Below are 21,869 nucleotides of genomic sequence, written 5' to 3' on the forward strand. Positions count from 1 at the left end.
CCCCCTCAGGCGGTCGGAGGCTCGACGCGGACCCGGGCTCCGGGCGCCGTGGGGCACAGGGCCGCGATCTCGCAGCTCCCGCAGTCGGGCTTGCGCGCCATGCATCGGCGCCGTCCGTGGAAGATCACGCGATGCGACCAGAGCGTCCACTCGCGGCGCTCGATGAGCGCCATGAGGTCCCGCTCGACCACCACGGGGTCCTCGTTGACGGTGAGCCCCAGGCGGCGTGCCAGCCGGCCCATGTGGGTGTCGACGGTGATGCCCGGGATGTCGAAGGCGTTGCCCAGCACCACGTTCGCGGTCTTGCGTCCCACGCCGCGCAGCGTCACCAGGTCGCGCTGGCGTCCGGGCACCTCCCCGCCGAAGCGCTCGACGAGGTCACGGCTGAGCCCGAGCAGCGACTCGGCCTTCGCGCGGTAGAAGCCCGTGGGGCGGATGAGCGCTTCGAGCTCGTCGCGGTCGGCCGAAGCCATCGCATGCGCGTCGGGGAAGCGCGCGAACAGCGCGGGAGTCACCTGGTTGACGCGGACGTCCGTGCACTGCGCGCTGAGCACCGTCGCGACGAGCAGCTCGAAGGGGTCGCGGTGGTCGAGCTCGCAGTGGGCGTCGGGGTAGACCTCCGCCAGGGCTCGGTTGATGGCGCGTGCGCGTCGCACGAGCGCCACCGGCGGCGCCTCCTGGGCCGCCGAGGCGACCGTGAGCGGGGTGCGTGACATGCGCCCACCCTAGACCGCTCAAGCGCCCTCACCGCCCCGCCGATAAGGGTGGGGACAGGTGCGCGACGGCGTGCCGGACGGGAGGCGGATGTGGCAGTGACGGCGGCTGCGAGCGTGATCGCCGACCTGCGGCAGCAGCGCCGCGATGCCCGGCGCGAGCTGGCACGCGTGCGGTGGTGGAGGCGGCTCGTCCGCGCGCGGCGCGATCTTGCGCTCGCCTTCGTCGCCGAGCCCGGCGGTCCGGGCGAGCTGGGCCTCGACCTGTCGTGGGAGGCGCTCGCGGCGGGAGCGCCCACCACCGACGAGCTTGGTCAGGCGGTGTGGCCGGAAGGGACTACTCTCTCAATCCGGGCGCTCGATGACCTGGACGATCTGGACGCACGGCTCGCGTCGTACGAGTCTCGAGTGGCCGCAACGCTTGATAATGTGACGGGCCAGATGGTGCGTGCGCTCGGTCAGGCGCATACCGTCGAGGTGGAGAACAAGGAGGCCTGACATGCCCGAAGCGGCACGCGAGGAGCAGCTGCTCCGGTCGTCGCCGCTCTTCGGCGGCATGGATGGCGCCACGGCGCGCTCGCTCATCGCCGAGATGACGCGACGCGAGCTCTCCCGCGGGGACACGATCTTCGCCGAGGGCGCCGACGGTCACGAGCTCTACGTCGTGGTCAAGGGCAAGGTCAAGCTGGCCCGTACCGCGCGCGACGGTCGCGAGAACCTGCTCGCGCTGCTCGGTGCCGGCGACATGCTGGGCGAGCTCGCGGTCTTCGACCCGGGCCCGCGCATGTCCCGCGCGCACGCCGTCGAGGACACCGTGGTCTACGAGCTTCCCAAGCAGGTCCTCGACACGTGGCTCGACGACCACCTCGAGATGTCGCGGCACATGCTGCGCGCGCTCGCGCAGCGCATCCGCCGTCAGTCCAACACCATGGCGGATCTGGTCTTCTCCGACGTCCCCGGCCGCGTCGCCAAGGCGATCCTCGACCTCGGCCACCGCTTCGGACGCATGGAGCGCGGCCACGTCACGGTGCGCCACGGCCTCACCCAGGAGGAGCTCGCCCAGCTCGTGGGCGCCTCGCGCGAGACCGTCAACAAGGCGCTCGCGGACTTCGCGTCGCGCGGCTGGATCGACGTGCACATCGGCTCGGTCGAGGTCTACGAGCCCGAGCGCCTGCGCGCCCGCTCGCGCTGACGTCCCCCTCCCCGCTCCGACACTCACCACGGATCTCGCGGCGACACGCCGCATCGTGACCGGTCACGGGCCGTGACACGCCGGCAACCCGGGACGCACTCCGTTGGAGCTGTCAGCGGGTGGGGAGGCTAGAGCGAGCGCAGGGCGACCGTGATCTCGACCTCGACGGGCGCCCCGAGCGGCAGCGCCGCCACGCCCACGGCCGAGCGTGCGTGACGCCCCGCCTCCCCGAACACCTCGACCATGAGGCTCGAGGCGCCGTTGATGACGGCGGGCTGCGCGGTGAAGCCCGGCGCGGAGGCGACGAACCCGGTGATCTTCACCACGGACTCGATGTTGTCGATCCCGCCGGCGGCCTGCGCGACCGCGGCGAGCGCGTTGAGGGCGCACTGGCGCGCGCACTCGGTCGCGCGCTCGGGCGTCACGTCGCCGGTGCGCTGGCCCACGAGGCCGACGGCGAGCAGGTCGCCGTCGAGCAGCGGCAGCTGGCCGGAGGTGTGGACCAGGTCGCCGTGGCGCCGGGCGGGCACGTAGGTCCCCACGGGCGTCGCGACCTCGGGCAGCTCGAGCCCGAGCGCGGCGAGACGCTGGCTCGCGGACACGGCTACTTCTCCCCGGTGGGGCGCTTGAGATAGGCGACCAGGCCTCCGGTGGGGCCGGTCACCACCTGCACGAGCTCCCAGCCGTCCTCGCCCCACTGGTCGAGGATCTGCTTGGTGACGTGGTCGATGAGCGGAACGGTGGCGTACTCCCAGGTGGTCATGGCCCCGAGCCTAGCCCGCGGGCGCCCACGGAGGGGGCTGACCCGAGCTCCCAGAACCCTCGCTTACCCTTGTACGCATGTCCCGGTCTCATCCGCGCCCTCGTACGAAGGTCACGTTCGTGCAGCTGCTCACCGCGCTGTCGCTGTTCGTCGCCCTGTCGATCATGGGCGGTTTCCTCGTCGCAGGCCTCGCGCTGCCTGCGGTGACGGTCGCCGGATCCGCCGCGAGCGGCACCGCCGAGCTGTTCGAGGAGCTGCCCGAGGAGCTCGCCTCCGTGACGCTCCCGCAGCAGTCGAACATTTACGACCGCACCGGCAAGAACCTGCTCGCGACCTTCTACCTCCAGAACCGCGTGGTGGTCCCGCTCCAGGACATCTCGCCGTGGCTGCAGAACGCTGTCGTGTCGATCGAGGACAAGCGCTACTGGCTCCACCACGGGGTCGACGGCGAGGGCCTGCTGCGCGCGGCCTACGTCAACCTCACCTCGCCCGACTCGCCCGGTGCGTCGACGCTGACGCAGCAGGTGGTGAAGAACACGATCCTGCAGAAGGCGATCCTCTCGGAGGATGACGACGCGATCGACGCGGCCACCGAGGTCTCGCTCACCCGCAAGATCCGCGAGTGGCGCCTCGCGCTCGCGCTCGAGGAGAACCTGGACCGCGAGTACGGCGACTCGTGCGACCCCCTGGAGCCCAAGGTCGACTGCGGCAAGGAGCAGGTCCTCGAGCAGTACCTCAACATCGCGCAGTTCGGCTCGAACACGTACGGCGCCGAGGCCGCGTCGCAGCTCTACTTCTCGAAGTCCGCCGCGGACCTCAACGCGATCGAGGCCGCGACCATCGCGGGCATCACGCAGAACCCGTCGAAGTGGGACCCGATCCGCTACCCGGAGAACGCCAAGGCGCGCCGCGACACGGTGCTCTACCAGATGTACCTGCAGAAGTTCATCACCGCGGACCAGTACGACGAGTACTCGACCATCCCCGTCGAGGAGACCCTGGACGTCTCGAGCCCCAAGTTCTCGTGCGTCGCGGCCGCGGACGCCCCGTTCTTCTGCGACTACGTCACCAAGATCATCCGTCGTGACGAGGTCTTCAACCAGGACGGCGCCGAGCTCACGGGCACCGAGCTGCTGAGCCAGGGTGGCCTCGATGTGGTCACCACGCTCGACCTCGGCAAGCAGCGCGCGGCGAACAAGGCGCTCGAGGACGCGCTGCCCGCCGACGACCCGTCGGGCTGGGCGATGGCGCTCGTGTCGCTCGACCCGCAGACGGGCGAGATCCTCGCGATGTCGCAGAACCGCGAGTTCGACCCCTCCGACGAGGGCGAGGTGGGCACCACCGCGATCAACTACGCCGTCGACTACGAATGGGGAGGCTCCTCGGGCTTCTCCCCGGGCTCGACGTTCAAGCCCATCATCCTCACCAACTGGCTCCAGAGCGGGCACTCCCTCATGGAGAAGGTCAGCGGATCGCAGACCAAGTTCGACCCGTCGTCGTGGGACGCCTACTGCGTCGACGGCAACGTGACCGGCGACTGGTGGTCCCCGGGCAACGTCGAGGGCGCGCGCACCTACACGCAGACGGTGCTCGACGCGACGGCGAACTCCGTCAACACCGCGTACGCCCACATGGAGAACGAGCTCGACCTGTGCGAGATCCGGGACACCGCCGAGCTGCTGGGCTTCCAGCGCGCGGACGGCAACGACCTCGAGATCACGCCGACCATGGTGCTCGGCTCGCAGGAGGCCTCGCCTCTCACGATGGCCCAGGTGGCGCAGGTGTTCGCGAACGAGGGCGTGAAGTGCGATCCCATCGCGATCCTCTCGGTGACCGACGCGGACGGCAAGCAGCTCGAGGTCCCGCCGCAGCACTGCGAGCGCGTCATCGACAAGGAGATCGCCGACGGCGTGGCGTACGCCATGCAGGAGGTCATGAAGACCGGTTCCGGCAAGAAGATCCCGCTCGCGGACGGCCGTCCGGCGGCGGGCAAGACGGGTACCGCCCAGAAGAACGCGCACACGTGGTTCCTGGGCTACACCCCGAACCTGGTCGCGACCGTGTGGCTGGGCAACCCCGACTTCAACGAGCCGGGGCAGGGCATCGAGCTCAACGGCGTGACGTACTGGCCGCTGTACGGATCCTCGCTCGCCGCTCCGACGTGGAAGGCGTACATGGACGCGGCGCTCAAGGACATGCCGGTGGAGGACTTCAACGAGCCGACCGACGACATCCTCTACGGCAAGCCCGTGCCCGTGCCGTCCATCGTGGGCAAGACGCCCGAGGAGGCGAAGAGCACGGTCGAGTACGCGGGCTTCAAGCTCGCCGAGAGCGGCACCGCGATGTACTCGACGCAGTACGCCCCGGGGACGATCATCGCGCAGTCGCCGAGCGCCTACTACAAGTCGCTGCCGGGTACGACGGTGAACTACACCGTCGCCACCGATCAGCTGCCGTCCTGGTACACCAAGTGGCCCAAGGGCTGGGACCCGACGGTCGCGCCGGACGACTGGTGGGGCGCCTCGTGGCCCCCCGCCGAGTTCGCGACCAACCCGCCGGCGGGGTGGCCCGTCGAGGACACCACCACCGACGAGGGCGACACCACGAACAACGGCGGCGGCAACAACGGCGGGAACAACGGCAACAACGGCGGCGGCGACCGCAGGGGCAACTGACCGTGGCGCGGCGGGTGGTCGCGGGGCTCGCGGCCGTCGCGGCGGCCGGCGTGGCCTGGGGCCTGGCCGAGGCGCGCGCCTTCACGGTGCGACGCCACGAGGTCCCGATCCTGCCGCCGGGCAGCCGCCCCGTGCGGCTTCTGCACCTGTCCGACCTCCACCTGACGCCCGGCCAGCGCCGCAAGGTGGCGTGGGTGCGCGCCCTCGCGAGCGAGCAGATCGACGCCGTCGTCACCACCGGCGACAACCTCGCGCACCCCGACGCGGTGCCCACCGCGCTCGAGGCGCTCGAGCCGTTCCTGGGGCTCCCCGGCGCGTTCGTCTTCGGCTCGAACGACTACCACGGTCCGCTTCCCAAGAACCCTCTCGACTACTTCGGCGGGCCGTCGCGGCTGCGCCCGAAGCAGGCGGAGCTCCCCACCGAGGACCTGCGCGCGGGGCTGGTGGCCCAGGGCTGGGTGGACCTCAACAACGCGCGCGGCTCGATCGCGGCGGTGGGCTCGGTGCTCGACCTCGTGGGCGTCGACGACCCGCACATCGGCCGGGACCGCATGCCCGAGCCCGCGCCGGAGGTCGACGGCGCGTCCGCGCGCATCGGCGTCGCACACGCGCCCTACCGGCGCGTGCTCGACCAGATGGCCGCCGACGGGGCCTCCCTGATCCTCGCGGGGCACACGCACGGCGGTCAGGTCTGCGTGCCGTTCTACGGCGCTCTCGTGACCAACTGCGACCTCGACACGAGCCGCGCGAGCGGTCTCCACGGGTGGCCGGGCGTGCGCCCGGACTCCGGCGGCAAGGGAGCCTACGTGCACGTGTCCGCGGGCCTGGGGACGTCGCCGTACGCGCCGTACCGGATCGCGTGCCGCCCCGAGGCGACGATCCTGACGCTCGTGCCGGGGGTCTGAGGGCCCGATTTCGTGTTTCGGCCCCGAGTCCGATATTCTTAGCAGGCTCAAAAACCGGGGTGTGGCGCAGCTTGGTAGCGCGCGTCGTTCGGGACGACGAGGCCGCAGGTTCAAATCCTGTCACCCCGACGGTTGAGACGAGGGCCGGATCCGCTGAGGATCCGGCCCTCGCTGCTTGTCCGGCCGGCGGGCCCGGCGCGCGGCCGCCGCGCGTGGACGATGCGACACGTGGCCGTCTGCAACGATGCACAGGCACGCGCATCCCTTATTTGCCACTTGACCAGGTATGACAACGTTATCGAAATGTGACCGATTTGTGAGTCGCACCCCTTGCTTACAGGGCTGTCAGGCATATCGTGAGCGAGACGCCACCTCAACGTCGAGGGCGGTGCCCCGGGGCGAAGACGCCCTGGCCTAGTCGAAGGGATGTCGACGTGAAGAAGTCCTCACTGATCTCTGCAGGGGCCCTGCTCACCGCCTCGGCTCTGGTGCTGGCCGGCTGCTCGAGCGGCGACGGCGGCGACGAAGGCTCGTCCATGGAGCCCACCACCGGCGACACCGGCGGCGCGATGGCCGAGGGTGGCCGCGCGTGCGTGATCCTGCCCGACGCGGCATCGTCCCCCCGATGGGAGAACGGCGACCGCCCGGCTCTCGAGGAGGCCATCACGGCCGCCGGGTTCGAGGCCGACATCCAGAACGCACAGGGCGACACCGCGAAGTACGCGACCATCGCCGACCAGATGCTCACGCAGGGCTGCGGCGTGATGATCCTCGTCGACTACAACGGCGCCGGCATCACCGTCACCGAGAACGCCGCCGCCCAGGGAATCCCCGTGATCGCCTACGACCGCCCGATCGAGGGCGCCGACTACTACGTCTCCTTCGACAACTTCAAGGTCGGGGAGCTCGAGGGCCAGTCCGTGGTGGACGGCCTCGAGGCCAACGGAGTCGACCCCGCCGAGGCCGTGGTGGTCTACATCGGCGGAGACCCGGCGGACGGCAACGCGGCGAAGTTCCACGACGGCGCGGTGTCCGTCATGGAGGCCGCAGGGATCACCGCGGCAGCGGAGCCGCCGGGCAAGTGGGACGGCGAGTACTCGGCCACCCAGTTCGAGCAGGCGCTCACGGACCTGGGCGGCAAGGTCGACGCGGTCTGGGCCGCGAACGACACGAACGCCGCGGGCGTCATCACGATCCTCGACAAGAATGGGCTCACCGTCCCCGTCTCGGGTCAGGACGCCTCGGTCGCAGGCCTGCAGAACGTCCTGCTCGGCAAGCAGGCCGCGACGGTCTACAAGCCGTACCAGCTCGAGGCGGCCACGGCCTCGGAGCTCGCGGTGCAGCTGCTCAACGGCGAGGCGCCGACGGCCCCGGAGGAGTACGACGACGGCACGCCGTTCTTCGCCGAGACCCCTGTCCTCGTGGGCCCCGACGGCATCCAGCAGGTCATCGACGACGGCAACGCGTCGTACGACGAGATCTGCACGGGTGAGGTCGCGGCCAAGTGCGACGAGGTGGGGCTCCAGCCCGCGTCGTGATGCTCGGGCGTGGGGAGGGTGCCGTGCGGCGCCCTCCCCACGCGCATCGTCCTCCCGTCCGTCCCGTCCGAGCAAGGAGAACCGCATGAGCGCGATCATCGAGTTGAGATCCATCACCAAGAGCTTCGGCCCCGTCGACGTCCTCAAGGGCGTCGACTTCACCGCGCATGAGGGGCGGGTGACGGCGCTCGTCGGCGACAACGGCGCCGGGAAGTCGACCCTCATCAAGGGCCTGGCCGGCGTGCAGCCGTACGACGGCGGGGAGGTGCTCTTCGAGGGCAACCCCGTCACGCTCCATCACCCGCGTGACGCCGCGCGGCTGGGGATCGAGGTGGTCTATCAAGACCTGGCGCTGTGCGACAACCTCGACATCGTCCAGAACATGTTCCTCGGGCGCGAGGAGCTGGCGGGCGGGACCTTCGACGAGGGCCGCATGGAGGCGGAGGCCGCCCGCGCGCTGCAGACCCTGTCCGTCAAGACCGTGAAGTCGCTGCGGCAGAAGGTCGCGTCGCTGTCCGGCGGCCAGCGCCAGACCGTCGCGATCGCGCGCTCGGTGGTGAAGAAGGCGAAGGTGGTCATCCTCGACGAGCCCACCGCGGCGCTCGGCGTCGCGCAGACGGCGCAGGTGCTCGACCTGGTGCGGCGCCTCGCGGACAGCGGCGTCGCGGTCATCATCATCTCCCACAACCTTCAGGACGTGTTCGCGGTAGCTGACGACATCAGCGTCCTCTACCTGGGCACCATGACCGCCCGGCTCGAGGCGTCGCAGACCAGCCGCGACGACGTGGTCGGCTACATCACGGGAACCAAGCGCATGACGGGGGTCGACGCGTGAGCACCGAGATCGAGAACGAGGGCCCGGCGACCGTGGTCGAGGACGAGGCGCCGAGCCTCCTGGGCAAGGGCGGCCACGGCGGCGTCGGCGACGCGGTGCGCTCCTACTTCCAGCGCGTGCGAGGCGGCGACATGGGTCCGCTGCCCGCCGTCGGCGGCCTCGTGGTGCTCGTGGTGATCTTCGCGATCGCGAACCCGCTCTTCCTCACGGAGCGCAACATCGCCAACCTGTTCACGCAGGCGGCGCCGCTCGTCACGCTCGGCATGGCGCTCGTGTTCGTGCTGCTGCTGGGCGAGATCGACCTGTCCGCGGGAGTGACGTTCGGCGTCGCCATGGGCGTCTTCGTCAAGCTCACCCAGCCCGGAGGGATGGCGTGGCCGCTCGCGCTGCTGCTCGCGCTCGGCATCGGCGTGGCCGTCGGCGGCTTCATCGGCTTCTTCGTGGCCCGCATCGGCGTGCCATCGTTCGTGGTGTCCCTGGGCCTGTTCCTGGGCCTGCAGGGCGTGATGCTCGTGATCATCGGCGCGGGCGGCACGTACCGCCTCAGCCCGAGCCAGATCAGGGCCATCCAGAACCAGAACCTGCCGCCGTGGGCCGGGTGGACGATGCTCGGGGTGGTCCTCGGGGTCCTCTTCGCGGTCGCGCTGCTCGACCGCCGGCGCCGCGCCGCGTCGGGGGCACCGAACCCGCCCGCGAGCATCATGTACGCCAAGCTCGGCGTGATCGCGGTGCTGGGGGCGTTCGTCGTGTTCTACCTCAACCAGGACCGCGGCACCGCGGCGAGGTCGCTTCAGGGCGTGCCCATCGTGGTGCCGCTCGTGCTGCTCATCCTCATGGTGGGGACCTACGTGCTCGACCGCACGCGCTTCGGCCGCTACATCTACGCGATCGGCGGCAACACCGAGGCCGCGAGGCGCGCGGGCGTCAACGTGACGCTGGTGAAGTGGTCGGCCTTCGTCGTCTGCTCGGTGCTGGCCGTGGTCGCGGGCATCTTCACGGTCTCGAAGGTGGGATCGGCCGATGCGGCGATGGGCCGCGAGATCGTCCTCTCGGGCGTCGCGGCCGCCGTCGTGGGCGGCGTGAGCCTCTTCGGCGGCCGCGGGCGCCTGGTGCACGCCGTCATCGGTGCGACGGTCATCGCGGTCATCACCAACGGCATGGGCCTGCTCAAGTTCTCGGCGGGGGCCAACCTCGCGGTGACCGGCGGCGTGCTGGTCCTCGCGGCGACGGTGGACGCGCTCGCCCGGAAGCGCTCGGGCGCCACCGGGGTGTAGCGGCGCGCATCGTCCCCTCGCCGCGCCCGCGCATCGTCCCTCGCCGCGCCCGCGCATCGTCTCCTCGCCGCGCCCGCGCATCGTCCCAAGCCTCCTGGCGGGACATGGAGGCCGGATCGGGGCCGGATCCGACGTCCATGTCCCGCTGGGGCGGCAGGTCGACTGCGGCACGCCCGCGACAACGAGCCGAGGGCCGGCCTCCCCAGCGGGAGACCGGCCCTCGGGACGGACGACGCGGCGGTCGCCTACGCGGCGGCCTTCAGCTTGGCCGCGACGAGCTCCGCGATCTGAACCGCGTTGAGCGCCGCGCCCTTGCGCAGGTTGTCGCCCGAGACGAACAGCACGAGGCCGCGCGTGCCCTCGAGGGACATGTCCTGGCGGATGCGGCCCACGAGCGACACGTCGCCGCCGGCGGCCGCGAGGGGAGTAGGGACCTCCTCGACACGCACGCCGGGGGAGTTCGCGAGGATCTCGTAGGCGTCGGCGGGGGTGATGCCGCGCTCGAACTCGGCGTTGATCGACAGCGAGTGGCCGGTGAACACGGGCACGCGCACGCACGTGCCGGACACCATCAGCTCGGGCAGGCCGAGGATCTTGCGCGACTCGTTGCGGAGCTTCTGCTCCTCGTCGGTCTCGTTCGAGCCGTCGTCGACCACGGAGCCCGCCATGGGGAGCACGTTGAACGCGATGGGCGCGACGTACTTCACGGGCGCGGGGAACTCGACCGCCGAGCCGTCGTGCGCGAGCGCCTTGGCGCCATCGAGCACCGCGGCGGCCTGCGAGTGCAGCTCCTCGACGCCGGCCAGGCCGGAGCCCGACACGGCCTGGTACGAGCACACGACCAGGCGCTCGAGGCCCGCGGCCTCGTGCAGCGGCTTGAGGACCGGCATCGCGGCCATGGTGGTGCAGTTGGGGTTCGCGACGATGCCCTTGGGGATGTCGTCCAGCGCCTCCGGGTTGACCTCGGAGACCACCAGCGGCACCTCGGGGTCCTTGCGCCACGCCGACGAGTTGTCGATGACGATCGCTCCCGCGGCGGCGAACAGCGGCGCGTACTCCTTCGAGGCGGCGCCCCCCGCGGAGAACAGCGCGATGTCGATGCCGGCGTAGTCGCCGGAGGCGACGTCCTCGACCACGATCTCGCCGTCCAGGTGCGGCAGCACCTTGCCTGCCGAGCGCGCGGACGCGAAGAAGCGCACGGTCGCGTCGGGGAAGCGCTCCGCGACCAGCTCGCGCATGACGGCGCCCACCTGCCCGGTGGCGCCCACGACTGCAACGGTCAGGCTCATCGTCCCGTCCCTCCGTAGACCACGGCCTCGCCCTCGGTGGAGTCGAGCTCGAACGCCGTGTGCACCGCCTTGACGGCCTTCTCGAGGTCCGCGTCGCGCGTGACCACGGAGATGCGGATGTCCGAGGTGGTGATCATCTCGATGTTGACCCCCGCGTCGCGCAGCGCCGCGAAGAACTTGGCGGAGACGCCCGACGAGGACTTCATGCCGGCGCCGATGAGCGACACCTTGCCGATGCTCTCGTCGGTGACGAGCTCGACGAAGCCGATCGCGGCGTGGTCCGCCTCGATCGCCGCGAGCGCGTCCGGCACCGAGGCTGCGGGCAGCGTGAAGGAGATGTCCGTCACGCCCGTGTTCGTCGCGGAGACGTTCTGGACGATCATGTCGATGTTGACGTCGGCGCGCGCGACGGCCTCGAAGAGCCGCGCGGCGGAGCCGGGCACGTCGGGCACGCCCGTGACCGTGATCTTGGCCTCGGACCTGTCGTGCGCGACTCCCGCGATGATCGGGTCTTCCATCTCGTCTCCTTCTTCAGTCTCCCCCACGACCCACGTTCCCTCCAGGCCGGAGAACGACGAGCGCACGTGGATGGGCACATTGAACCGGCGCGCGTACTCGACGCAGCGGGGCATGAGCACCTTCGCGCCGGAGGCGGCCATGTCGAGCATCTCCTCGTAGGTGATGCGTGCGAGCTTGCGGGCCGCGGGGACGATGCGTGGGTCGGCGGAGAAGACGCCGTCCACGTCCGTGTAGATCTCGCACACGTCCGCGCCGAGCGCGGCGGCGAGCGCCACCGCGGTGGTGTCGGAGCCGCCGCGGCCCAGGGTCGTGACGTCCTGCGTCTCCTGGTTGAGGCCCTGGAAACCGGCGACGATGGCGACCTTGCCGTCGGCGAGCGCCTTCTGCAGGCGACCGGGAGCGACGTCGATGATGCGCGCGCGGCCGTGGTGCTCGCTGGTGATGACGCCGGCCTGCGGACCGGTGAACGCCTGCGCGGGCACGCCCTCCTTGGCGATCGCCATCGCGAGCAGCGCCATCGAGATGCGCTCGCCCGCCGTGAGCAGGATGTCCATCTCGCGCGCGTCGGGTGCATCGGTGATCTGGTTCGCGAGGTCGATGAGCTCGTCCGTGGTGTCGCCCATCGCGGACACCGTGACGACCACGTCGTTGCCCTCGCGCACCGTCTCGGCCACGCGACGCGCGACGCGCTTCATCGCGGCGGCGTCCGAGACCGAGGATCCGCCGTACTTCTGCACCACAAGGGACATGCAAGACTCCAGGAGGAATGGGGGTCGATGTCCGCCCGGCGGACACGGTGTCTCATTCTAGGGGCACGCGTGCGCGAGGCCAGTGCCTCCGGTCCCGTGCGCTGCCGAGCGCTCCGCCCTAGGGTGACCTCGTGGGCACCGTCGCACCTGTGGTCTGGACCGCCTCCGGCGCCGTGAGCGGCCGCTGGCGCGAGCATCGTTCCGCCGACGGCTCCGCGAGCCGCGCCGCGATCTTCCTCGGGATCCCGTACGCCGAGCCGCCTGTGGGCGCGCGCCGGTTCCTCGCTCCTGAGCCTCGCGCGGCGTGGGACGGGGTGCGGCCCGCGCTGCTGCACGGCGCGACGCCGCAACGAGGCTGCCCCTGGCCCGACTCGTATGTGCCCGAGCCGTCGATCCCGGGCGACGACCTCCTGACGCTCGACGTCGGCACGCCGGATCCCTCGCCCGATGCGGGGCTGCCCGTGCTCGTGTACATCCACGGCGGCGGCTTCGTCGGGGGCTCGCATGCGGGCCCGTGGTGGGGCGGCCAGGCATTCCATCGCGACGGGGTGGTGACCGTCGCGGCGTCCTACCGGCTCGGCTTCGACGGCTTCGGCTGGATCGACGGCGCCCCGCTCAACCGCGGGGTCCTCGACTGGATCGCGGCGCTCGACTGGGTCCAGCAGAACATCCGCGCCTTCGGCGGCGACCCCGCCAAGGTGACGATCGCGGGCCAGTCCGCGGGTGGCGCCGCCGTGATGCGGCTGCTGACGATGCCCGCGGCCCGGGGCCTCTTCCGCGGAGTCCTCGCCCTTTCGCCCGCGGACACGCCCATCCGGGTCGACCGGGCCCGTGCGGCCACGATCGAGGGCGCGGCACGGCTGGGCGTCACGCCCGACCTCGAGGGCCTGCGTTCGCTCACCGAGGCGCAGGTGCTCGCGGCGCAGGCGCAGGAGCCGCCTCCGCTCGACGACCCCCTGGCCGGCACGTTCCACGACAACCTGGTGCTCTCGCCCGTCATCGACGGCGAGCTGGTCCCCGGCACGGTGGCCGACGCGCTCGCGGCCGGGGTGGGCGACGACGTCGCGCTGCTCATCGGGGCGACCGCGCACGAGTTCACGCTCGCCCTGCACGATGCGCCGGACGCACTGGTGGCGGGGCCGCCGGGGGAGCTGCTCGCACGCGCCGGGGTCCCGGAGGACCTGCGCGACGAGCTCGCGGCGACCGCGCCGGGGCCCGAGGGTCGCCTGGTCGCGGGGCAGGCGATCACGCACGCGATCTTCCGCCGGCACGTGGGGCGGTGGGCGGCGCTGCGCGCGGCGCGCGGGGCCCAGCCGCGCACGTGGGCGTACGACTTCCGTTGGACCAGCCCCGTCGACGGCATCGCGGGCCACTGCCTGGACCTGCCCTTCGGCTTCGACGTGCTGCGCGAGCGCAACGCCGCGCGCTGGGTCGGGCCCGAGGCGCCGCAGGAGCTCGCGGATGCGGTGCACGGCGACTGGCTCGCGCTCGTCCGTGACGAACGGGTCGACGCGCCCGTGCATGCGGAGGGCCGCTCGACCATCGTCTACGGGGAGCCGCTCCGTGAGGTGCGCCCGGGTTACGCGTTCGAGGAGAGGCTCGCCCTCGCGACGGCGCCGCTATCCCAGGGGAGCCCCTGACCGCTACCCCCAGAAATGGGGGGATGTCCCTGATAGATCCGCCGATCGCGGTGTGCGACTGTTGAGCCACCCGGTGCGGCGTCGGAGCCGCACCCCATCCCAGGGGGATCCATGGTGGCGACAACCACGGCCGCGGTCACGACCGCGGCGGTGAGCGCGCAGGGCGTGGCACGGTCGTTCGGCTCCGTGCAGGCCGTCGCGAACGCGACGCTCGAGGTGCAGCCCGGCACGGTGACGGCGCTCATCGGGCCGAACGGCTGCGGCAAGACGACGCTCATGCTCATGCTGGCAGGCCTGCTGCGGCCCGACGCGGGCGAGATCCGCGTCGCGGGCGCCGACCCGCGGCACGATGCGGCGGCGGTGCGCGACGCGATCGGGTGGATGCCCGACCAGCTGGGCTCATGGGACAACCTCACGTGCCTGCAGACGCTCACGCTCATGGGGCGCGGCTTCCGGCTCCACGCTCACGAGGCGCGCGCGCGCGGCGCGGCGCTGCTGCGCACGGTGCACCTGAGCGAGTTCGCCGACCGCCCGACGCGGGTCCTGTCGCGCGGCCAGAAGCAGCGCCTGTCCATCGCGCGTGCGCTCATGAACGACCCGGCGGTGCTGCTCATGGACGAGCCCGCGAACGGGCTCGACCCGCGCTCGCGCGTCGAGCTGCGCACGCTGGTGCGCGAGCTCGCCGCGGAGGGCAAGGCCGTGCTGGTGTCCTCGCACGTGCTCGCCGAGCTCGACGAGATGGTCGACGACGCGGTGTTCATGTCGAAGGGCCGCACGCTGGGCGACGAGATCGCCGCGAAGGTCGCCGACGCGAAGACGCGCTACCGGATCGGGACGCTCGACGACGACCTGCTGCGCGCGGTGCTGACCGAGGGGCAGATCGCCTTCGACGACGAGCCCGCCGGCATGGTGATCCGCGTCGGCTCCGAGGCCGATGCGGCGCAGGCGCTCGCGTGGCTCATGTCCAAGAACGTGCCCGTCCACCGCTTCGGCCCCGCAGGCAGCGCGCTCGAGCAGACCTACATGACCATGGAGGAGGAGCGGCGATGACTGTTCTCGACGACACCCCGGCCGCCGCTCCCGCGCCCGGCCCCGCCCCCGCATCGTCCCGTCGTCCCGTGAAGGGAAACCCGTGGCTCCCGACGCTGCGCGGCACGCTGCTGGTCACCCAGATCGAGCTCATGCGCCGCCGCCCGACCGCCAAGGGCTGGATCTTCTACGGACTGCTGTTCGCCGGCATCATGGCGATCGGCCTCTTCGCCGCCGCACAGTCGGACGGCTCCAAGAACTCGACGCTGCTCGAGCTGGTGCTGGTGATGGTGCTCGGTGCGGGCCTGCTGGTCGCGCCGTCGCTGTCCGCGACCTCGCTCAACGGCGACTCGTCCGAGGGCGTGCTGGCGCCGCTGCAGATGACGCGCCTCACGGCTGGCGACCTCGCGGTGGGCAAGCTGCTCGCCTCGTGGTTGTTCGCGCTCGCGGTGCTGCTCACCACGACGCCGCTGCTGGTCTACGCGTTCTCGCGCTCCGGCTGGCACTGGGACGAGCTGCTCATCGTCATGGCCGTCATCCTCCTGGTGGTGCTCACCGCGACGGCCGTGGGCCTGGCGTGGTCCGCGCTCGCGGCGCGCGCCGTCGCATCGGTCTCGCTCGCGCACCTCACCACGGGCTTCCTGCTGCTGGGCACGCTGCTGCTGTTCTTCTTCACGCAGCCGCTGATCTCCGTGACCGTCACCGAGACCTCGCGGAGCTTCGACTGGGACCAGTTCACGCCCGAGCAGGAGGCGGCGGTCGACGCCTGGTACATGAACGGCGATCCCTCCGCGTTCGACGGGATCGATGTGCACGACATCACCTGCTCCGTCCAGGACGGCGGATGGGAGCACGGCGTCGCCCGCACCGAGCAGACGGCGTGGCTGCTGCTGGTGAACCCCGTGGTGCTGATCGGCGAGTCGTCGCCCATCGTCAACTACCTCACGTGGGACGAGGACGGCCGCGCGGCCCCTGGTCTGTTCGCGGAGATGCACCGTGCGGTGAGCGACGCGCGCATCGGACCCTCCGAGGAGGATCTCCAGGACTCCGTGAACTGGGACGAGTGCGTCGACCTGGTCGCCTCGGTGACCGGCGACTACTCGGTCTACGAGGACAACGACTGGGAGCAGGAGCAGGAAGCTAACTCCGTCTACCCGCGCGCGCCGTGGCTCGGCCTGGGCGTCCAGGCGGCCCTGCTGCTGGGGTCGATGTGGATCGTCATCGCGCGTCTCCGGGTGCCCTACAAGAAGCTGCGCCAGGGCACGCGAGTCGCCTGACCCCTGCGACCTGACCCATTCGACAGTCGCAACGGATCCCGACTCGACACGCCGGTGATCCGGGCCTTCCGGGCCTGGATCACCGGCGTGTCGGCGTCGATTCCGTTGGGACTGTCAGGGGCGGGAGGTCAGCTGACCTTGCGGCGTCCCTCGAAGGCGCGGCCCAGGGTGACCTCGTCGGCGTACTCGAGGTCGCCGCCGACCGGCAGGCCGCTCGCCAGGCGCGAGACGGTCACGCCCATGGGCACGAGCATGCGCGTGAGGTAGGTCGCCGTGGCCTCGCCCTCGATGTTGGGGTCGGTCGCGATGATGACCTCCTCGATCTTGCCGTCGCCGAGGCGGGAGAGGAGCTCGCGGATGCGGAGGTCGTCGGGGCCGACGCCGTTCATCGGATCGATCGCGCCGCCGAGCACGTGGTACCGGCCGCGGAACTCGCGCGTGCGCTCGATGACCACGACGTCCTTGGGCTCCTCGACGACGCACAGCACGTCTTCTGCGCGGCGCGGGTCGGTGCAGATGCGGCACTGGTCCGACTCGGCGACGTTGCCGCAGACGGTGCAGAAGCGCACCTTCTCCTTGACCGTGGTGATGGCGTCGGCGAGGCGCCGCACGTCCGCCGGATCGGTGCTGAGGATGTGGAAGGCGATGCGCTGCGCGCTCTTGGGGCCGATGCCCGGGAGGTGCCCGAGCTCGTCGATGAGGTCCTGAACCGCGCCGTCGTACATGGGGACAAGCGTAGGCGCATGAGGCGTCAGCGCCGGTCAGCGACCACGAGGCACCGCTGCGAGGCGGGAACCTCGCGGAGGCGACGCTGATCCACCGTGGCGGCGGGGGCAGGCGTCAGTCGTCGATGACCACGCCGCCGAGCTCCTTGGCGAGGATCTCGGCCGCGCTCATCCCCGCCTCCGCGGCGCGTGCGTCGTCGTCCGAGATCTCCTCCTCCTCGTACGGAGGCTCTTCCTCGGGCGGCGGGACGTCCCACGGCGGGGGGTCGCCGACGGGCGCGGTGGCGACCGGGGCGGCCGGAGCCGTCGCCGGACGCGGCGCGGCGGCCGACGGCGCGGACGATGCGGCCGGAGCCGCAGCGGGCACGGGCGCCGGACGGGCGGCCGGTGGTGCCGCGGGCCGCGTCGGGGCGGGACCGGCAGGACCGGCGACCGCAGCGATGCGGAGCTGCATCCCGAGCGTCTCCCGCAGCGCGAGCTGCAGGTTCTCGGCGTGCTTGCCGCCGTCGAGCATGGACACCAGGTTGGGATTGGAGACCGCGAGCGTGAGCGTGCCGTCCTGGACGGACTGCACCTGCGCGTTCTGGCTCACGAGCGTCCACGTGACGCGCCACCGTTCGAGCGTCCCAAGCACTTCGGGCCAGCGACGGCGCACCAGCTCCGTGTCCGCGGGTCCGCCGGACGAGGCCGCGGCGGGCTCGTCAGCGGGCGTGGGCGGCGCCGGGGCCGGCGCTGCGGGCGCCGCCGGGGTCCAGTCGTCGTCGTCCTGCACCGCCGCAGCCGCAGGCGCGGGAGCGGGAGCGGGAGCAGGCACGGGCGGTGCCGAGGCGGCAGGCGTCACGGCGACCGGCGGCGTGGCGGCCGGAGCCGGGGCGGGTGCCACGGGCGCGGGGCTCGCGGGCGCCGCGACGGGCGCGGGCGTGGGCGCCGCCGGGGCGGGAGCGGGGGCGGCATACGCCGGTGCGGCGGGTGCGGGGGCCGTGGCCGGTGCCTCCGAGGCGAGGAGGCGCGCGCACAGCAGCTCGAGGTGGAGCCGCGGCGAGGTCGCGCCCACCATGTGGGTGAGCGCGTCGTTGACCAGGTCGGCCGCCGCGGAGCCCCGCGCGAGCCCCAGGCGTCGCGCCTGGGCGCGCACCCGCTCGAGCTGGTCCTCGGGCATGGAGCCGAGCGCGCGGGCGCCCGCATCCCCGGCGGCGCACAGGACCAGGAGGTCGCGCAGCCGCTCGAGGAGGTCCTCGACGAACCGCCGGGGCTCGTGGCCCGTGGACATGACGCGCTCGACCACGTCGAACAGCGAGGCGCCGTCCGCCGCGGCGATCGCATCGACGGCGTCGTCCAGCAGCGTCGCGTCGGTGAAGCCGAGCAGCGCGATCGCGCGGTCGTACGTCACGCCCGAGTCGTCCGATCCGGCCATGAGCTGGTCGAGCACCGACAGCGAGTCGCGGACCGATCCGCCGCCCGCGCGCACCACGAGCGGGAGCACGCCGCTCGCGACCTCCACGCCCTCGGCCGTGCACAGGGTCTCCATGTACTCGGTGAGGACGGGCGGCGGCACGAGCCGGAACGGGTAGTGGTGCGTGCGCGAGCGGATGGTGCCGATGACCTTCTCCGGCTCCGTGGTCGCGAAGATGAAGCGGATGTGCGGCGGGGGCTCCTCGACCAGCTTGAGCAGCGCGTTGAAGCCCTGCGGCGTCACCATGTGCGCCTCATCGAGGATGAAGATCTTGTAGCGGTCCCGCGCGGGCGCGAACGCGGCGCGCTCGCGCAGCTCGCGGGCATCGTCCACGCCGTTGTGGGAGGCCGCGTCGATCTCGACCACGTCGACCGAGCCGGCGCCGCCGCGGGCGAGCTCGACGCACGACGGGCACGTGCCGCACGGGGTGTCCGTGGGGCCCTCCGCGCAGTTGAGGCAGCGCGCGAGGATGCGCGCGGAGGTGGTCTTGCCGCAGCCGCGCGGGCCGGAGAACAGGTAGGCGTGGTTGACGCGGTCTGCGCGCAGCGCCTGCATGAGCGGGACGGTGACGTGCTCCTGACCCACGACGTCCGCGAAGTTGTCGGGACGGTAGCGGCGGTACAGGGCGGTGGTCACGGGTACGACTCTAGTGCGGGGCCCTGACGCCCAGGAAAAGCCCTCCACAGCATCGTGCGGGCATGAAGAGGCCCCCCACGCACCCGACAGAGCCCGCTTACCCTTGCTTCGTTCCCGACCTGGGGGAGTTGGGCGAGGTATCGCCACGTGGGGGGTTGCCGACAAGTCTAACGGCTTGTCGGGTGAGGAAGTGCCCGCCGGATCGGGTATAGTTTCCGGGCCTGGAGGATTCGCCTAGTGGCCTATGGCGCACGCTTGGAAAGCGTGTTGGGTGCAAGCCCTCAGGGGTTCGAATCCCCTATCCTCCGCCAGAAGTCCTCGATCAGCGACGGGATGGTGCCTGTGACCGAGCGAGCGAACGGACGCCCCGACGCCCGACGCGCTCAGGTCCGCCGCCACCGGCGCGAGCGCCAGATCGTCGTGTTCGGCGTGCTCGTCATCGCCCTCGCCTTCACCGGCGTGTTCGCCGCCGGCGTCTACAAGGGCGACATCGACGGGCCGTTCTCGCAGCCGTTCGTCACGCCGGTGGGCGAGTTCGAGAGCGATGTGACGCTCGTGTGCCCGCCGGTCAACAGCACGCCGATGCTCCACCGCAACGTCGGCGTGCGCGTCCTCAACGGCAGCGACGTGTCGGGGCTCGCGGGCAGCGTCTCGTCGGTGCTCGACGAGCGCAACTACGTGATCGTGACGACCGCGAACTGGGGCCGCACCTACGCGGGCAACGTGCGCATCGTCTTCGGTCCCGACGGCGTCCGCCAGGCGTACACGGTGGCCCAGAACTTCGACGGCGACGTCGACATGGTGCTGGACAACCGTGAGGGCACGCTTGTCGACATCGTGCTCGGCGAGGAGTACCAGAGCGCGAACCTGCGCTCGACCCTCGCGCCCGAGCTGGACCCGGACCTCATCCTCACGGCCAACGCCGAGTGCCTCCCGGTCGGCCTGATCACGCCGGAGCCCGCTCCGCGCTCGCTCCCGGCGAACCCGGTCGACGAGAAGAAGAAGCAGGACTCCTAGCCCCGCGACGCGGGGCGGGGACGATGCGGCGGCACGGGCACGGGCACGGGCACGGGCACGGGCACGGGCACGGGCGCGGTCGCCCGGCCGCCGCATCGTCCGGTGGGCCTCAGCCCTTGAGCGAGCCGTGGAACGCGGTCCACGACTCGGGTGCGAGGCGCAGCGTGATGGCGCCGTCCGCATGCTCGACCGGCAGTGCGTCGACCATGCCGTAGGCCTCGGCGGCCTCCTGGCCCTCGCGCGGTCCCACGTGGTCCGCGAGCACCGCCGAGCCGCCCTCGATGCGGGCCGTCGCACCGGGATGACGCAGGGTCACCGTCTGCTCCTCGGCGGTGCGGTTGGTGACGAACAGCGCGAGCGCGCCCGTCTCCGGGTCGACGGTCGCGGCCGCGGTCACCGTGGGCACGTCGCCGTGCTTCTTGGTGCTCATGGCGGCCGCGTCGACCTTCACCTGGAGCGCCTCGCCCTGCGCGAGGCGCGCGGCGGTCGCGAACGGGTGGAAGGTGGTCTGCTTCCAGGCCGGGCCGTCGGGCTCGGTCATGATCGGCGCGATCACGTTGACCAGCTGCGCGAGGCAGCCCACCGCGACGCGGTCCGCGTGCGACAGCAGGCTGATGATCATGTCGCCCACCACCACGGCGTCCAGCGCCGAGTAGACGTCCTCGATGATGCGGGGCGCATCCTTCTGGACGGGCAGGTTGGTCTCGCCCACGAAGCGGGAGAACAGGTACCAGACGTTCCACTCGTCGAAGCTGATGGAGATCCGCTTGTCCGAGCGCTTCTGCGCGCCGATCGCGTCGGCGGACGCGGCGACGCGCTCGATGAACGTCGACATCGCGGTGCCGGAGGCGAGGAACGAGTCGCGGTCGCCGTCCATCTCCTCGTAGTACGCGTGCATCGAGATGTGGTCGACCACGTCGTAGCAGTAGGACAGCACGGTGCGCTCCCACTCGCCGAACGTGTCCATCATCATCGAGCTCGAGCCGCACGCGACCAGCTCGATCGATGGGTCCACCTGGCGCATCGCGCGACCGGTGGCGGCGGCGAGCTTGCCGTACTCGTGGGCGTCCTTGTGGCCGATCTGCCACGGTCCGTCCATCTCGTTGCCCAGGCACCAGAGCTTCACCCCGTACGGCTCGACCCGGCCGTTCGCGATGCGCATGTCGGCCCACTTGGTGCCGGCCTCGCCGTTGCAGTACTCGAGCAGGCCGATGGCCGCGTCGATGCCGCGGGTGCCCAGGTTGACGGCCATCATCGGCTCGATCCCCTCGCGCTCGCAGTACTGCAGGAACTCGTCGGTGCCCACGAGGTTCGGCTCGACGGTGCGCCACGCGAGGTCCAGGAACGGCTTGCGCTGCTCGACCGGGCCGACCGCGTCCTCCCACGTGTAGTTGGAGACGAAGTTGCCGCCCGGGTAGCGCAGCATCGTGACGCCGAGCTCGCGGGTGAGGTCCGCCACGTCGCGGCGGAAGCCGTGCTCGTCCGCGGTCTCGTGGCCCGGTTCGTACACGCCCGTGTAGACGCATCGTCCCAGGTGCTCGACGAACGAGCCGAACACGCGGCGGTCGACGGGCCCCACGCGGAAGCCGGGGTGCAGGGTGATGGTGGTCATGCTTCTCTCTCTCTTCGTTGAGGGGTTC

19 protein-coding genes, 2 tRNA genes and 1 other RNA gene are annotated in these 21,869 nt (G+C 71.5%); 13 read left to right on the forward strand and 9 right to left on the reverse strand.

What is annotated here, in order from left to right; translation table 11 throughout:
* Nucleotides 1-5: 5 nt before the first annotated feature.
* Nucleotides 6-716: an endonuclease III gene (gene nth / locus AOM06_RS10895; RefSeq protein WP_062305824.1), complete on the reverse strand. Its 711-nt coding sequence runs from the start codon at nucleotides 714-716 to the stop codon at nucleotides 6-8.
* A 114-nt stretch (nucleotides 717-830) separates the two neighbouring features.
* Between nth and AOM06_RS10900 the strand changes: the two genes are divergently transcribed.
* Both AOM06_RS10900 and AOM06_RS10905 read left to right on the forward strand, forming a co-directional pair.
* Nucleotides 831-1,211 carry a hypothetical protein gene (locus AOM06_RS10900; protein WP_156163681.1) on the forward strand — a complete coding sequence of 127 codons (381 nt, stop codon included), beginning with the start codon at nucleotides 831-833 and terminating at the stop codon, nucleotides 1,209-1,211.
* A 1-nt stretch (nucleotide 1,212) separates the two neighbouring features.
* Nucleotides 1,213-1,905: a Crp/Fnr family transcriptional regulator gene (locus AOM06_RS10905; protein ID WP_062305829.1), complete on the forward strand. Its 693-nt coding sequence runs from the start codon at nucleotides 1,213-1,215 to the stop codon at nucleotides 1,903-1,905.
* Between the two features lie 128 nt (nucleotides 1,906-2,033).
* On the opposite strand, the gene AOM06_RS10910 is transcribed toward AOM06_RS10905, so the two are convergent.
* Entirely contained in the window at nucleotides 2,034-2,507 is a 474-nt protein-coding gene (locus tag AOM06_RS10910) for a RidA family protein (protein ID WP_062305833.1), read from the reverse strand.
* A gap of 2 nt (nucleotides 2,508-2,509) precedes the next feature.
* Nucleotides 2,510-2,668 carry a Sp36 family protein gene (gene sp36 / locus AOM06_RS14785; protein ID WP_074789164.1) on the reverse strand — a complete coding sequence of 53 codons (159 nt, stop codon included), beginning with the start codon at nucleotides 2,666-2,668 and terminating at the stop codon, nucleotides 2,510-2,512.
* A 77-nt stretch (nucleotides 2,669-2,745) separates the two neighbouring features.
* Between sp36 and AOM06_RS10915 the strand changes: the two genes are divergently transcribed.
* The 6 genes from AOM06_RS10915 to AOM06_RS10940 all read left to right on the forward strand — a co-directional run bounded on the left by AOM06_RS10915 (nucleotide 2,746) and on the right by AOM06_RS10940 (nucleotide 9,895).
* Nucleotides 2,746-5,343, forward strand: coding sequence for a penicillin-binding protein (locus tag AOM06_RS10915; protein WP_082105507.1), 2,598 nt, complete (start codon nucleotides 2,746-2,748; stop codon nucleotides 5,341-5,343).
* A 2-nt stretch (nucleotides 5,344-5,345) separates the two neighbouring features.
* Nucleotides 5,346-6,248 (forward strand): metallophosphoesterase, encoded by a 903-nt coding sequence (locus tag AOM06_RS10920; RefSeq protein ID WP_228372930.1) that lies wholly within the window; start codon nucleotides 5,346-5,348, stop codon nucleotides 6,246-6,248.
* 55 nt (nucleotides 6,249-6,303) lie between these two features.
* Nucleotides 6,304-6,377: transfer RNA gene (locus AOM06_RS10925), tRNA-Pro, on the forward strand.
* Between the two features lie 305 nt (nucleotides 6,378-6,682).
* On the forward strand, nucleotides 6,683-7,786 hold the full coding sequence (locus AOM06_RS10930; RefSeq protein WP_062305840.1) for a sugar ABC transporter substrate-binding protein: 1,104 nt from the start codon (nucleotides 6,683-6,685) through the stop codon (nucleotides 7,784-7,786).
* An 85-nt stretch (nucleotides 7,787-7,871) separates the two neighbouring features.
* Nucleotides 7,872-8,621 (forward strand): ATP-binding cassette domain-containing protein, encoded by a 750-nt coding sequence (locus AOM06_RS10935; protein ID WP_062305843.1) that lies wholly within the window; start codon nucleotides 7,872-7,874, stop codon nucleotides 8,619-8,621.
* Nucleotides 8,618-9,895 (forward strand): sugar ABC transporter permease, encoded by a 1,278-nt coding sequence (locus tag AOM06_RS10940; protein ID WP_228372931.1) that lies wholly within the window; start codon nucleotides 8,618-8,620, stop codon nucleotides 9,893-9,895. Before AOM06_RS10935 ends, AOM06_RS10940 begins: the two co-directional genes overlap by 4 nt.
* A 245-nt stretch (nucleotides 9,896-10,140) precedes the next feature.
* Here AOM06_RS10940 and AOM06_RS10945 read toward each other — a convergent pair whose 3' ends face one another.
* Both AOM06_RS10945 and AOM06_RS10950 read right to left on the reverse strand, forming a co-directional pair.
* A complete protein-coding gene (locus AOM06_RS10945; RefSeq protein WP_062305846.1) occupies nucleotides 10,141-11,184 on the reverse strand; it encodes an aspartate-semialdehyde dehydrogenase in 1,044 nt (347 codons plus the stop codon).
* Nucleotides 11,181-12,452, reverse strand: a complete 1,272-nt coding sequence (locus tag AOM06_RS10950; RefSeq protein ID WP_062305849.1) for an aspartate kinase — start codon at nucleotides 12,450-12,452, stop codon at nucleotides 11,181-11,183. The genes AOM06_RS10945 and AOM06_RS10950 overlap by 4 nt, the downstream gene beginning before the upstream one ends.
* Nucleotides 12,453-12,583: 131 nt before the next feature.
* On the opposite strand from AOM06_RS10950, the gene AOM06_RS10955 reads away from it, so the two are divergent.
* From AOM06_RS10955 to AOM06_RS10965, 3 genes are all read left to right on the forward strand, one after another.
* A complete protein-coding gene (locus AOM06_RS10955; protein WP_062305851.1) occupies nucleotides 12,584-14,092 on the forward strand; it encodes a carboxylesterase/lipase family protein in 1,509 nt (502 codons plus the stop codon).
* Nucleotides 14,093-14,203: 111 nt separating this feature from the next.
* Nucleotides 14,204-15,142 carry an ABC transporter ATP-binding protein gene (locus tag AOM06_RS10960; protein ID WP_062305854.1) on the forward strand — a complete coding sequence of 313 codons (939 nt, stop codon included), beginning with the start codon at nucleotides 14,204-14,206 and terminating at the stop codon, nucleotides 15,140-15,142.
* Nucleotides 15,139-16,398, forward strand: coding sequence for an ABC transporter permease (locus AOM06_RS10965; protein ID WP_062305856.1), 1,260 nt, complete (start codon nucleotides 15,139-15,141; stop codon nucleotides 16,396-16,398). The genes AOM06_RS10960 and AOM06_RS10965 overlap by 4 nt, the downstream gene beginning before the upstream one ends.
* A 128-nt stretch (nucleotides 16,399-16,526) precedes the next feature.
* Here AOM06_RS10965 and recR read toward each other — a convergent pair whose 3' ends face one another.
* From recR to ffs, 3 genes are all read right to left on the reverse strand, one after another.
* The gene (gene recR, locus AOM06_RS10970) at nucleotides 16,527-17,123 is read right to left on the reverse strand and encodes a recombination mediator RecR (RefSeq protein WP_062305859.1); all 597 of its coding nucleotides are present in this window, start codon (nucleotides 17,121-17,123) and stop codon (nucleotides 16,527-16,529) included.
* Between the two features lie 115 nt (nucleotides 17,124-17,238).
* Nucleotides 17,239-19,212, reverse strand: a complete 1,974-nt coding sequence (locus AOM06_RS10975) for a DNA polymerase III subunit gamma and tau (RefSeq protein WP_062305862.1) — start codon at nucleotides 19,210-19,212, stop codon at nucleotides 17,239-17,241.
* 66 nt (nucleotides 19,213-19,278) lie between these two features.
* Nucleotides 19,279-19,369, reverse strand: an RNA gene (ffs, locus tag AOM06_RS10980) — signal recognition particle sRNA small type.
* A gap of 66 nt (nucleotides 19,370-19,435) precedes the next feature.
* Here ffs and AOM06_RS10985 point away from each other — a divergent pair.
* Nucleotides 19,436-19,523: transfer RNA gene (locus tag AOM06_RS10985), tRNA-Ser, on the forward strand.
* Nucleotides 19,524-19,554: 31 nt separating this feature from the next.
* Entirely contained in the window at nucleotides 19,555-20,229 is a 675-nt protein-coding gene (locus AOM06_RS10990) for a LytR C-terminal domain-containing protein (protein ID WP_169747761.1), read from the forward strand.
* 109 nt (nucleotides 20,230-20,338) lie between these two features.
* Here AOM06_RS10990 and arfA read toward each other — a convergent pair whose 3' ends face one another.
* Nucleotides 20,339-21,841: an arabinosylfuranosidase ArfA gene (arfA, locus tag AOM06_RS10995; protein WP_062305868.1), complete on the reverse strand. Its 1,503-nt coding sequence runs from the start codon at nucleotides 21,839-21,841 to the stop codon at nucleotides 20,339-20,341.
* Nucleotides 21,842-21,869 lie beyond the last annotated feature (28 nt).

Source organism: Demequina subtropica (assembly GCF_000971235.1).
GTDB lineage: Bacteria > Actinomycetota > Actinomycetes > Actinomycetales > Demequinaceae > Demequina > Demequina subtropica.